11 protein-coding genes are annotated in these 12,101 nt (G+C 72.8%); 9 read left to right on the forward strand and 2 right to left on the reverse strand.

The genetic code is table 11. The annotated features are described in order from the left end of the window. Nucleotides 1–90 precede the first annotated feature (90 nt). From C2865_RS16155 to C2865_RS16185, 7 genes are all read left to right on the forward strand, one after another. Complete coding sequence (locus tag C2865_RS16155) at nucleotides 91–1,461, forward strand: ATP-binding protein (protein ID WP_110554878.1); 1,371 nt, start codon at nucleotides 91–93, stop codon at nucleotides 1,459–1,461. Continuing rightward, nucleotides 1,462–1,860 carry a roadblock/LC7 domain-containing protein gene (locus tag C2865_RS16160; RefSeq protein WP_106399263.1) on the forward strand — a complete coding sequence of 133 codons (399 nt, stop codon included), beginning with the start codon at nucleotides 1,462–1,464 and terminating at the stop codon, nucleotides 1,858–1,860. Then, nucleotides 1,857–2,210, forward strand: a complete 354-nt coding sequence (locus tag C2865_RS16165) for a DUF742 domain-containing protein (RefSeq protein WP_198653355.1) — start codon at nucleotides 1,857–1,859, stop codon at nucleotides 2,208–2,210. Before C2865_RS16160 ends, C2865_RS16165 begins: the two co-directional genes overlap by 4 nt. Further along, complete coding sequence (locus C2865_RS16170; protein WP_106399264.1) at nucleotides 2,188–2,796, forward strand: GTP-binding protein; 609 nt, start codon at nucleotides 2,188–2,190, stop codon at nucleotides 2,794–2,796. Before C2865_RS16165 ends, C2865_RS16170 begins: the two co-directional genes overlap by 23 nt. Beyond that, nucleotides 2,793–4,022: a cytochrome P450 gene (locus C2865_RS16175; RefSeq protein ID WP_198653356.1), complete on the forward strand. Its 1,230-nt coding sequence runs from the start codon at nucleotides 2,793–2,795 to the stop codon at nucleotides 4,020–4,022. The genes C2865_RS16170 and C2865_RS16175 overlap by 4 nt, the downstream gene beginning before the upstream one ends. Continuing rightward, nucleotides 4,012–5,232 carry a cytochrome P450 family protein gene (locus tag C2865_RS16180; RefSeq protein ID WP_106399265.1) on the forward strand — a complete coding sequence of 407 codons (1,221 nt, stop codon included), beginning with the start codon at nucleotides 4,012–4,014 and terminating at the stop codon, nucleotides 5,230–5,232. Before C2865_RS16175 ends, C2865_RS16180 begins: the two co-directional genes overlap by 11 nt. A gap of 62 nt (nucleotides 5,233–5,294) precedes the next feature. Beyond that, nucleotides 5,295–6,902, forward strand: coding sequence for an acyl-CoA dehydrogenase family protein (locus tag C2865_RS16185; protein ID WP_106399266.1), 1,608 nt, complete (start codon nucleotides 5,295–5,297; stop codon nucleotides 6,900–6,902). Nucleotides 6,903–6,911: 9 nt separating this feature from the next. Here C2865_RS16185 and C2865_RS16190 read toward each other — a convergent pair whose 3' ends face one another. Together C2865_RS16190 and C2865_RS16195 are read right to left on the reverse strand one after the other, a co-directional pair. Continuing rightward, a complete protein-coding gene (locus C2865_RS16190) occupies nucleotides 6,912–7,370 on the reverse strand; it encodes a helix-turn-helix transcriptional regulator (RefSeq protein WP_408608320.1) in 459 nt (152 codons plus the stop codon). Between the two features lie 28 nt (nucleotides 7,371–7,398). Next, the gene (locus C2865_RS16195; protein WP_106399268.1) at nucleotides 7,399–9,789 is read right to left on the reverse strand and encodes an ATP-binding cassette domain-containing protein; all 2,391 of its coding nucleotides are present in this window, start codon (nucleotides 9,787–9,789) and stop codon (nucleotides 7,399–7,401) included. A 173-nt stretch (nucleotides 9,790–9,962) separates the two neighbouring features. Between C2865_RS16195 and C2865_RS16200 the strand changes: the two genes are divergently transcribed. Then, the gene (locus tag C2865_RS16200; protein ID WP_106399269.1) at nucleotides 9,963–10,850 is read left to right on the forward strand and encodes a metal-dependent hydrolase; all 888 of its coding nucleotides are present in this window, start codon (nucleotides 9,963–9,965) and stop codon (nucleotides 10,848–10,850) included. 132 nt (nucleotides 10,851–10,982) lie between these two features. Further along, nucleotides 10,983–12,095 carry a 3,5-dihydroxyphenylacetyl-CoA synthase DpgA gene (gene dpgA / locus C2865_RS16205; RefSeq protein ID WP_106399270.1) on the forward strand — a complete coding sequence of 371 codons (1,113 nt, stop codon included), beginning with the start codon at nucleotides 10,983–10,985 and terminating at the stop codon, nucleotides 12,093–12,095. Nucleotides 12,096–12,101 lie beyond the last annotated feature (6 nt).

A 12,101-nucleotide genomic window follows, 5' to 3' on the forward strand; every position in this document is an offset into this window, starting at 1 on the left:
AACCTTGATCATCGACAGAGGGTGATCTCGGGGCTCCGGGGCGCCCTCGCGCGGAGAGACCCGTCCGAGCCGTAGAGATCGTGAGCCTCCATGTCTTCCGTTCCGACGCCGCCCGCAGCCGCACGCCGGACCCGGCCTCTCCTCTGGGGGGCGACGGCCGTGCTGGGGCTCGTCCTGGCGGCGCAGGCGGTCCTCGCGACGAACGGGGCGCTCCTGACACTGGCCTCGGCGGGCATGCTGGCGGTGGCGGGACTGGCCGCGACGCTCGTCCTGGCGCACCGGCAGGACACCGCGGACCGCGCCTGGGCGGCGGAGCGGGAACGGCAGTGGCAGCAGGCGTGGTCCGGGATGCGCGCCACCGCGAACGAACTGGTGCGGGAACGGCTTCCGGCGGTGCTGGACGGCGCGGAGCTGCCGCCCGCCGCGCGCCCTCCGTCCGACCCGGTGCTGGTGGAGCTCCTCGACGAGGCCGTCACCCTGGCGACGGGCGCCGTCAAGCGGGGGGCCGACCGGGAGGAGTCGCTGCGGCTGGTGGTCGTGGCGCTGGCCCGGCGCGCGCAGGCCGCCGCGCACCGGGTGCAGGCCGCCGCGTCGCTGCTGGCCGACCGGCACTCCGCCGCGCCCGGCGTCGTCGAATCGTGCATGTCCATCGACCACGAGGCCGCGCAGCAGGGACGGCACGCGCAGAGCCTGGCGGTGCTGTGCGGCGAGTGGCCCGGCCAGCAGTGGCAGGAGCCGCTGGCGTTCGTGGACGTGGTGCGCTCGGCCGCCGCCCGCATCGTGGCGTTCCGCCGGGTGGAGGTGACGGGCGACCCCGACCTCGCCGCCGCCGCGCCGGTCGTCGAGCCCCTCATCCACCTGCTGGCCGAGGCGCTGGCCAACGCCACCCAGTCCTCGCCGCCGAGCAGCATGGTGACGGTGGCGGTGCAGGCCGTGGAGCGCGGCGTGGTCGTGCGGATCGACGACGGCGGGGTCGGCATGGACGCCCACCGCCTGGAAGAGGCCAGGAAGGTCGCCTCGGGCGAGCGGAAGGTCGGCCTGAGCCGGGTCGGCGAGATCCCGCAGACCGGGCTGGCGGTGATCGGCCACTACGTGCGCAGGCACGGCCTGACGGTGGACCTCGTGCCCTCCCCGTACGGCGGGGTCAGAGTCGTCGTGCTCGTCCCCGATCCGCTGGTGCGGACGCTGGAGCCGGCCGGAGCCCGGCAGGCGCCCCCGCCTTCCGAGCCGCCGCTCACGGGCGGGCCCGTCCAGCCCGCTCCGAAATCCGCGGCCACCACCGCCTCGGGCCTTCCGCTGCGGCGACGGCGCGAGGAGCAGCCCGCTCCGGCACCGGAACCGGCGCCGCCCGCCGCGCCGGAACAGGCGGCGCAGAGCCCCGCGGACGCGGCCCGCTGGGCCGGAGCGTTCTTCGCCGATCCCCCGGCACCCGAACCCGAAGGCCAGGATGGAGTGCACTGAATGATGCAGGACGACGCGTGGATGCTCGCCGAGGTCACCGGCGTTCCGAACGTGCGGCACGCGATGGTGCTCAGCGCCGACGGCCTGGTGAAGGTCGCCTCCGCGAACCTGCCGCGGGACGAGGCCGACCGGCTGGCCGCCGCGTGCGCCGGGCTCCACTCGCTGGGGCGGGGCCTGGCGGGCCGGTACGGCAGCGGCACCGGCGAGGTCCGGCAGGTCGTCGTGGAGATCGACGGCGGGTTCGTGTTCCTGCGCGCGGCGGGACGCGGCTCGCAACTGGCGGTCGTCACCACCGCGGGCGTGGACCCGGCGCTGATCTCCCAGCAGATGGCCGTGCAGGTGCGCAAGATCGGGGAGAGCAACCTGGCCACGCCCCCGCGGGGGGACCTCGGTCCGTGACCGAAGACCACTACCGCGACCAGCCGCTGCGCCCGTACGTGCTCACCTCGGGCCGGGCTCAGCCGAGCCGCAACTGGATCGGGGTGGACACCCTTCTGATCGCCGCGCCCGGCGCGGAACCGCTGCCGGTGACCGCCAGCCGCCAGGAGATCGCCCTGCTGAGGATGTGCTCCGGGTTGTTGTCGGTCGCCGAGGCCGCCGCGCACCTGGCGCTGCCCGTCAGCGTGGTGAAGGTCCTGGCGTCCGACCTGATGGACTCCGGCCGGCTGCAGACCCGTTCGCGCGCCGCCATGGCACCGGATCTGGCGCTGTTGGAGGAGGTGCTGAGTGGACTCCGCGACCTCCACTGACCACCGCTACCTGCCGGAGACCGTCCAACGTTCGGTGAAGATCCTCGTCCTGGGCGGCTTCGGCGTCGGCAAGACCACGCTGATCGGCTCGGTCAGCGAGATCGAACCGCTGTCCACCGAGGAGGTCATGAGCGACGCCAGCACCGGCGTGGACGACCTGACGGGGGTCGGCCGCAAGACCCACACCACGGTCGCGCTCGACTTCGGGCGGATCACCCTCCGCCGGCGGATCGTCCTCTACCTGTACGGGGCGCCCGGCCAGCGGCGGTTCTGGGACCTGTGGGAGGGCCTGGCCGAAGGCGCCCTCGGAGTGCTGGTCCTGGTCGACACCCGGCGGCTGGAAGGCGCCTTCGACGTGCTCGACCAGCTGGAGCACATGCCGGGGCTGCCGTTCGCCGTCGCCGTCAACCACTTCCCCGACTCGCGCGCCCACCCCGTCGCGGAGCTGCGCGAGGCGCTCGACCTTCCCGCGCACGTCCCCGTCATCGACTGCGTCGCCCCGGACCGCGTCACGTCACTGGCGGCCCTGACCACTCTCACCGACCATGCGATGCGCGTGCTCGCCACGCGGGAGGGACGTTCGTGACCCTTTCCCTGTCCGAGACCACGATGACCGCCGACCCGGCGGCGGTGTTCGCGCGGCTGCGCGCCGAACAGGGCCACGTCGCGTGGGTGGAGCTGGAGCCGGGCGTCGGCGCGTGGCTGGTGATGGGCTACGACGAGGTCCTCACCATCGCCCGGCGGGAGCGGCTGTACTCCAGGGACGCCCGCAACTGGCGGCTGCTGCGGGACGGAACCGTGCCGCCGGACTCGCCGCTCGGTCCGATGATGTTCTTCCGCGACAACGTCATCGGCTACGACGGTGCCGCGCACGGCCGGTTGCGCCGCCCGCTGGACGCCGCGGTCGGCTCCATCGACCAGCGGCGGATGCGCCGCTCCGTCGAGCGGATCTGCGGCCTGCTCATCGGCGACTTCGCCGTGCGGGGACGCGCCGATCTCGTCGCCGACTACGCGGTGATCGTCCCGATGCTGGCCATCGCCGACCTGTTCGGCCTGGACACCATGCGCGGGCACGAGCTGCTCGTGGCGATGCAGGCCCTGTTCGGGTCCGCCGAGGACGCCCAGGACGGCAACCGCCGCTTCGAGGAACTGCTCGGCGAGGCGATGGCCGACCGGAGGCGCGCTCCGGCGGACGACCTGACCACCGCGCTGCTGCACCACCCCGACCTGCGCGGCGACTCCGAGGTGCTGCAGTCGATGGTGGTGATGGTCTCGGCCGGCTACCACACCACCATCTCCTGGATCGCCCAGTCGTTGCGGCTGATGCTCACCGACCCGCGGTTCGCCGCCAGGGTCCGCGGCGGGCGGCTCGGCGTCGACGAGGCGCTCGACGAGGTGCTGTGGCGGGACCCGCCGATGTGCAACATGCCGGCCCGGTACGCGCTGCGCGACACCGAGCTGGGCGGGCGGCCGATCCGGCGGGGCGACGCGCTCGTCCTCGGCCTGGCCGCCGCCAACCACGACCCGCGCGTCCACGGCGGTGCCGCGGGCGGCGCACCGGGCGCGGAGCCCGGCAACCGGTCCCACCTGGCCTGGTCGGCGGGCCCGCACTCGTGTCCGGGCCGCGTCCCCGCCCGGCTGATCACCCGCACCGCCGTCGAGACCGTCCTGCACCGGCTGCCGGGGCTCTGCCTGACCGTCCCGGCGGACGGGATCCCGCTCGCGCCGTCGCCGTGGACCCGCTGCCCGGCCTCGCTGCCCGTCTCCTTCCCGACCCCTGACGCACCGCCGGAGGTAACCCATGACCGCTGAGATCCCCGTCGTCGTCCTCGACCCGACCGGCGCCGACCACCACGGGGAGGCCGCCCGGATGCGGGAGCTCGGCCCCGTCGTGCGGATCGTGCTGCCCGGGGACGTGCCCGCCTGGGCCGTCACCCGCCACGACCTCGTCGCCGACCTGGTGAAGAACCCGCTGGTCAGCAAGGACTGGCGGAGGTGGAACGAGATCAGGCAGGGCCGCATCCCCGAGGGCTGGCCGCTGATCGGCATGGTCGCGGTCACCAACATGGTCACCGCCGACGGGGCCGAGCACCACCGGCTGCGGCGGCTGGTCACCCAGACCCTCACCCCCGCCCGGGTGCAGGCGCTGGCGCCCCGGGTCACCGAGCTCGTCGCCGAGCTGCTGGACCGGCTGCCCGAGCACGCCGACGAGCACGGCGTGGTGGACGTGCGGACGCACTTCGCCGTCGAGGTCCCGATGCAGGTGATCTGCGAGCTGACCGGGGTGCCCGCCGAACGGCGCGCCAGGCTGCGGGAGCTCGTCGACAGCATCTTCCGCACCACGACGCCGCCGGAGGAGGTCGTCCAGGTGCAGACGGACATCTTCCGGCTGCTGGGCGACCTGATCGCGCTGCGCACCGCCGAGCCCGGCGACGACCTCACCAGCGCGCTGATCGCCGCCCGCGCCGCCGACCCCGAGGCGCTGAGCGACGAGGAGCTCGCCGGGACGTTGTGGCTGATGCTCGCCGCCGGGCACGAGACCACCCTCAACCTGATCACCAACGCGATCCGGGCCCTGCTCACCCACCCCGTCCAGCTGGCCTTCGTCGAGCACGGCGAGGCCTCCTGGGAGGACGTGGTCGAGGAGACCCTGCGCTGGGACGCCCCGATCGGCAACTTCATGGCCCGCTACCCGCTGGAGGACCTGACCGTCGAGGGCGTCACGATCCCCGCCGGGGACGCCGTCCTGGCCCCCTACAGCGGGGTCGGGCGGGACGAGGCGCAGCACGGCGCCGACGCCGCGGTCTTCGACCTCACCCGCACCCGGGCCAGGAGCCTGGCGTTCGGCGGCGGCCCGCACCTGTGCCTGGGCGCCCCCCTGGCCCGGATGGAGACGCGGATCGCGCTGGAGGCCCTGTTCGCCCGCCACCCCGGGCTCGCTCTCGCCGTTCCGGCGCAGAAGCTGACGCCGGTGGAGTCGTTCTTCTCCAACGGTCCGCAGACCCTGCCCGTCGTCCTCTGATCCGCCCCTGACCGGTGCATGACCCGTTGGAGGTTACCGGCGGGTCATGTACCGTTCGGGACATGACGCACGAGGTGTTCAACCAGGTTCCCCCGCTGGTCGACCACGACCTGGCCGACGACCCCGCCCTGCTGGACGGCCTGCACCGCGAGGGCGCGGGCTGGGCGGCCGAGGAGCTGCACGCCCTGGGGCGGCTCGCCGGCACGTCCGAGGCGCAGGAGCACGGGCGGCTGGCCAACGAGTACCCGCCGGTGCTGCGCACCCACGACCGGTACGGGCACCGCGTCGACGAGGTGGAGTTCCACCCGTCCTGGCACCACCTGATGCGCACCGCGGTCGAGCACGGGCTGCACGGGCGCCCCTGGCGCGACCCGCGGCCGGGCGCGCACGTCGCGCGGGCCGCGAAGTTCTACACCTGGCGGGTGGACGCCGGGCACGGCTGCCCGGTCTCGATGACGTACGCGTCCGTCCCGGCCCTGCGGCAGCAGCCCGACCTGGCGGCGAGGTACGAGCCGCTGCTGACGTCCGAGGAGTACGACTTCGGGCTGCGTGCCCCGCTGGGCAAGCGCGGCCTGATCGCGGGCATGTCGATGACGGAGAAGCAGGGCGGCTCCGACGTCCGCGCCAACACCACGAGCGCCGCGCCCCGGCCGGACGGCACGTACCTGCTCGTCGGGCACAAGTGGTTCACCTCCGCGCCGATGTCGGACGTGTTCCTCACCCTGGCGCAGGCTCCCGGCGGCCTGACCTGCTTCCTCGTCCCCCGCGTCCTGCCCGACGGCACGCTCAACCCGCTGCAGATCATGCGGCTGAAGGACAAGCTCGGCAACAGGTCCAACGCCTCGTCCGAGATCGAGTACCACGGCGCCCACGCCTGGCGCGTCGGCGACGAGGGCCGCGGCGTGCGCACCATCATCGAGATGGTCAACATGACGCGCCTGGACTGCCTCATCGGCGCCGCCGCCGGCATGCGGCAGGGCGTGACGGTCGCCGCCCACCACGCCGCGCACCGCACGACGTTCGGCAGGACCCTGAACGAGCACCCGCTGATGCAGAACGTGCTGGCCGACCTCGCCGTGGAGTCCGAGGCCGCCACGGCCCTCATGATGCGCCTGGCCGGGGCCGTCGACCGCGGTGAGACGGAGTTCAAGCGCCTGTCCCTAGCCGTCGGCAAGTACTGGGTCACCAAGCGCTGGCCGTCGCACGCCGCCGAGTCCCTGGAGTGCCTGGGCGGCAACGGCTATGCCGAGGACTCCGGCATGCCCCGCCTCTTTCGCGAGTCCCCCCTCAACTCCATCTGGGAGGGCTCCGGCAACGTCGCCGCCCTGGACGTCCTGCGCGCCATGCTGAAGGAGCCGAACAGCGTCCCCGCCTTCTTCGCGGAGGTCGAGCGGGCCTCCGGCGCCGACTCCCGCCTCGACGCCGCCGTCCGCCAGATCAAGGACTCCCTCACCGACGCCGCCACCCTCGAGCTGCGCGCCCGCCGCGTCGTCGAACGCCTCGCCCTGGTGCTGCAGGGCTCCCTCCTGGTCCGCCACGGCCACCCCGCCGTCGCCGACGCCTTCTGCGCCTCCCGCCTCGGCGGCGACTGGGGCGCCGCCTTCGGCACCCTGCCCCCCGGCCTCGACCTCGCCACCATCATCGAGCGCGCCACCCCGAAGGCCGGCTGATCACCGCGGTCACGCCGGGGGCGGGCCTGCGCCCGGGGCCTCCCGGTTCCTGATCGGCCTGGTCACCTGCCGGGCCACGCACGCCGGCAGCCCCGCCGTGCCGAGCTCCGCGCGGCGCCGGTAGGTGCTGGGGGACATCCCGACCAGTTCGGTGAAGCGGGTGCTGAAGGTGCCCAGCGACGAGCAGCCGACCTCGAAGCAGACCTCGGTGACGCTGAGGTCGCCGCGGCGCAGCAGCGCCATCGCGCGCTCGATGCGCCGCGTCATCAGGTAGCTGTAGGGCGACTCGCCGTAGGCGAGCCGGAACTGGCGGCTCAGGTGCCCGGCCGACATGTTCACGCCCCGGGCGAGCGCCTCGACGTTCAGGGGCCGGGCGTACTCCCGGTCGATCCGGTCGCGGACGCGGCGCAGCAGCGCGAGGTCACGCAGCTGCTGCGCCGTGGAAGGTCTCCTTGTCACCTGCCGAATCGTGTCACGGACCCGCGGTCTTCGCAGGTCAGGCGCCGACGTAGGCCGCAAGGTGCTCACCGGTGAGGGTGGAGCGGGCCGCGACGAGGTCGGCGGGGGTGCCCTCGAAGACGATCCGGCCGCCCTCGTGGCCGGCGCCGGGACCGAGGTCGATGATCCAGTCGGCGTGGGCCATGACGGCCTGGTGGTGCTCGATGACGATGACCGACTTGCCGGCGTCGACGAGCCGGTCGAGCAGGCCGAGCAGCTGTTCGACGTCGGCGAGGTGCAGGCCGGTGGTCGGCTCGTCGAGGATGTAGACGCCGCCCTGCTCGGCCATGTGGGTGGCGAGCTTGAGCCGCTGCCGCTCACCGCCGGACAGGGTCGTGAGCGGCTGCCCGATGGTGAGGTAGCCGAGCCCGACGTCGGCGAGGCGGCCGAGGACGCGGTGCGCGGCCGGCGTGCGTGCCTCTCCGGCACCGAAGAACTCCCCGGCCTCGGCCACCGACATCGCGAGCACCTCGCTGATGTCGCGGCCGCCGAGTCGGTGGTCGAGCACCGACGCCTCGAACCGCTTGCCCTCGCACTCCTCGCAGGTGGCGGCGACACCGGCCATCATCCCCAGGTCGGTGTAGACGACCCCGGCGCCGTTGCAGTTCGGGCAGGCGCCCTCGGAGTTGGCGCTGAACAGCGCGGGCTTCACGCCGTTGGCCTTCGCGAACGCCTTGCGGATCGGGTCGAGCAGCCCGGTGTAGGTCGCCGGGTTGCTCCGCCGCGAGCCCTTGATCGGCGCCTGGTCGACCGAGACCACGCCGTCCCGGCCCGCCACCGAGCCGTGGATCAGCGAGCTCTTGCCCGACCCCGCCACCCCGGTGACGACGGTGAGGACGCCGAGCGGGATGTCGACGTCCACGTCGCGGAGGTTGTGCCGGTTCGCACCGCGGATCTCCAGGGTCCCCGTCGGCCTCCGCGTCGTCTCCTTGAGGGCGGCGCGGTCGTCGAGGTGGCGGCCGGTGAGCGTGCCGCCGGCCCGCAGCCCCTCGACGGTGCCCTCGAAGACCACCTGGCCGCCCGCGGTGCCGGCGCGCGGGCCGAGGTCGACGACGTGGTCGGCGATCGCGATCACCTCCGGCTTGTGCTCGACCACCAGGACGGTGTTGCCCTTGTTGCGCAGCCGCAGCAGCAGGCCGTTCATCCGCTGGATGTCGTGGGGGTGGAGCCCGATCGTCGGCTCGTCGAAGATGTAGGTGGTGTCGGTGAGCGACGAGCCCAGGTGGCGGATCATCTTGACGCGCTGCGCCTCGCCGCCCGACAGCGTCCCCGCGGGCCGGTCGAGCGACAGGTAGCCCAGCCCGATCTCCACGAACGAGTCGAGGGTCTCCCCGAGGGACGCCAGCAGCGGCGCCACCGACGGCTCGTCCAGGGCGCGCACCCACTCGGCCAGGTCCCTGATCTCCATCGCGCACAGCTCGGCGATGTCGGCGCCCTTGATCTTCGACGACCGCGCCTGGGCGCTGAGCCGGGTGCCGTCGCATTCGGGGCAGGTGGTGAACGTCACCGCGCGCTCCACGAACGCCCGGATGTGCGGCTGCAGCGCCTCCTTGTCCTTGGCGAGGAAGGACTTCTGGACCTTCGGGATCAGCCCCTCGTACGTCAGGTTGACGCCGTCGATCTTCACCTTGACCGGCTCGTGGTGGAGGAAGTCCCGCATCTCCTGCTCGGTGTACTCGCGGATCGGCTTGTGCGGGTCGACGAAGCCCGACTCGGCGTAGACCCGCACCGTCCAGAAGCTGTCCGACTTCCAGCCGGGGATCGTGAACGCGCCCTCGGCGAGCGACTTGGTGTCGTCGTACAGCTGGGACAGGTCGATGTCGGAGACCGAGCCCCTGCCCTCGCAGCGCGTGCACATGCCGCCGGTGCGGGTGAAGGTCGCCTTCACCGCCTTCTTGGCGCCGCGCTCGACCGTGATCGCGCCGCTCGCCCGGACCGAGGGCGTGTTGAAGGAGAACGCGGCGGGCGAGCCGATGTGCGGCCGCCCGAGGCGGCTGAAGAGGATGCGCAGCATCGCGTTGGCGTCGGTGGCGGTGCCGACCGTGGAGCGCGGGTCGGCGCCCATCCGCTGCTGGTCGACGATGATCGCGGTCGTCAGCCCTTCGAGGACGTCGACCTCGGGCCGTGCCAGCGTCGGCATGAAGCCCTGGACGAAGGCGCTGTAGGTCTCGTTGATCAGCCGCTGCGACTCCGCGGCGATCGTGCTGAACACCAGCGAGCTCTTGCCCGAGCCGGAGACGCCGGTGAACACCGTCAGCCGGCGTTTGGGGATCTGGATGCTGACGTCCTTGAGGTTGTTCACCCGCGCGCCGTGCACGCGGATCGCGTCGTGGCTGTCGGCGATGTGCGTCCCAGACGGCTGCGCGTCCGTCCTCGCGGCCCTGCTCATCGTCTCTCCTTCTCGTCGTCGTTTCGAGGTCGTGGGACACGTCGACCCGGTGCGCCTCGTCGATTCATGCTAAATACGGTTCTGTCCCCGGCGCTTCTCGATTCCTGCTCGGTCCGGCCGGTGCCAGAATCGGGGTACATGATCCGCTGGAGTTTCTAAGGAGTGTCCGTCTGATGATGGGCCGTACGCATGCCCTGTCCGGAGCGGCGCTCTTCACGGTGGGAACGATTCCGCTGGGGCTGCCGGGCGACCAGGTGCTGATCGGGGCGGTGGCGTGCGCGGGGGCGGCGGTGCTGCCCGACATCGACCACCACGGCTCCCACGTCGCGCGGACGTTCGGGCCGCTGACGCGGGGGTTCGCCTGGGGGGTGGGCAAGGTCGCGGGCGGGCACCGCAACGGGACGCACTCGGCGCTCGGCGTCGGGCTGCTCGCCGCCGTGGTCTTCTTCGCCTCGGCCGTCTACACCCAGGACGAGGTGACGTTCTGGACGGGTTGCACCATCACCGGCGTGATGCTGGTCGTGGGGCTGCTCATCGGGATGCTCTCCAAGGGGCGCGGCCGGGCTGCCTACCGCAGGCCGTGGCACGGCTTCCTCGCGATCATGGCCTGCGCGCTGGCCGCCGCCGCGATCGGCGCGGGCACCTACCGGTACGGGCAGGACGCCGGGGTCGTGCTCGTCGGCGCCGTGCTGGTGCTGGTGCTGGCCGCGGCCATCCGGCCCCTCAACATCAAGGGGATCTGGGACGACCTGGCGCCCATCCCCATCACGTTCGCGCTGCTGTGGTTCCACGTCGACCTGTCCGTGCTGCCGTACGCGATCGTCGTCGGCGTCGTCATCCACATCTGCGGCGACATGATCACCCGCGGCGGCTGCCCGCTCGGCTGGCCCTGGTCCCAGACCATGCACGGGCCCAAGTGGTTCCGCACCGGCGACCGGACCGAGAAGCGCCTCGTCTTCCCCGCCCTCTTCGTCGCCCTGTGCGTCTCCTTCGGGGTGCACGTCTCCCCCTTCATCCTCGAGCACACCGAGAGCCTGCAGGTCACCCTCCCCGGCCGCTGAGCCCTGCGACACCCCCGAAAACACCCCTGACCTGCCGATACAGGTTTGAAGAGCGGGGTCCGTTGAAAGGATCCCTACTACTTCTCACGATGTTCGGGGGCGGCGGCCCGCGCCGACATACGGGCGGTTGACATGGCGATCAGTACGTATCCGAACCGGACCGGCGGCGCGGCGGCCGACCCGGTGTGGGCCGCCACCCGGACGGGGCCCGCGCTGCTGGGGGTGGGCACCGCCGTCCCCGACACCTCCTACACCCAGTCCCGCCTGCTGGAGCTCTTCGGGGTCGAGGACGAGCGGGTGCGGTCGGTCTTCCTCAACAGCGCGATCGACCGCAGGCACCTGGCCCTGCCCTCGGTCGGCGCGGACGGCAGGCTCCGCGCCGAGAGCCAGGGCGAACTGCTGGCCAAGCACAAGAAGCAGGGCGTCGAGCTGGGCGTCCGGGCGCTGCAGACCTGCCTGAAGCGCATCGGCGCGTCCGTCGACGAACTCGGCTACCTCGTCTGCGTCTCCACGACCGGACTGCTCACGCCGGGGTTCAGCGCCCTGCTCATCCGCGAGCTGGGCATCCCCGTGCGGTGCGGGCGGCTCGACGTCGTGGGCATGGGGTGCAACGCCGGGCTCAACGCGCTCAGCGCCGCCACCGGGTGGGCGTCCGCCAATCCCGGCGGCCTCGCGGTGATGGTGTGCGTCGAGACGTGCTCGGCCGCCTACGTCTTCGACGGGACCATGCGCTCGTCGGTGGTCAACAGCCTGTTCGGCGACGGCGCCGCCGCCGTCGCGGTCCGCCTCGGCCCGGGGAGCGAGGGACCGCAGGTCCTCAGGTACGCCAGCCTCATCATCCCCGACGCGATCGACGCGATGCGCTACGACTGGGACGAGACGCACGGCAAGTTCAGCTTCTTCCTCGACCCCCGGATCCCCTACGTGGTCGGGGCGCACGCCGAGGAGGTCGTCGGCGACCTGCTGCGCGGCACGGGGCTGCGGCGCAGCCGGATCACGCACTGGCTGGTCCACTCCGGCGGCAAGAAGGTCATCGACTCCATCGCGGTCAACCTCGGCCTCACCCGGCACGACCTGCGGCACACCACCGGCGTGCTGCGCGGCTACGGCAACCTCTCGAGCGGCTCGTTCCTCTTCTCCTACGAGCGGCTCCTGCGGGAGGGCGCCACCCGGCCCGGCGACTACGGCGTCCTCATGACGATGGGTCCCGGTTCCACGCTGGAGACCGCGCTCGTCCGTTTCTGATCCCGA

Origin of the sequence: Actinocorallia populi (genome assembly GCF_002995495.1) — a bacterium.
Classification (GTDB): domain Bacteria; phylum Actinomycetota; class Actinomycetes; order Streptosporangiales; family Streptosporangiaceae; genus Actinocorallia; species Actinocorallia populi.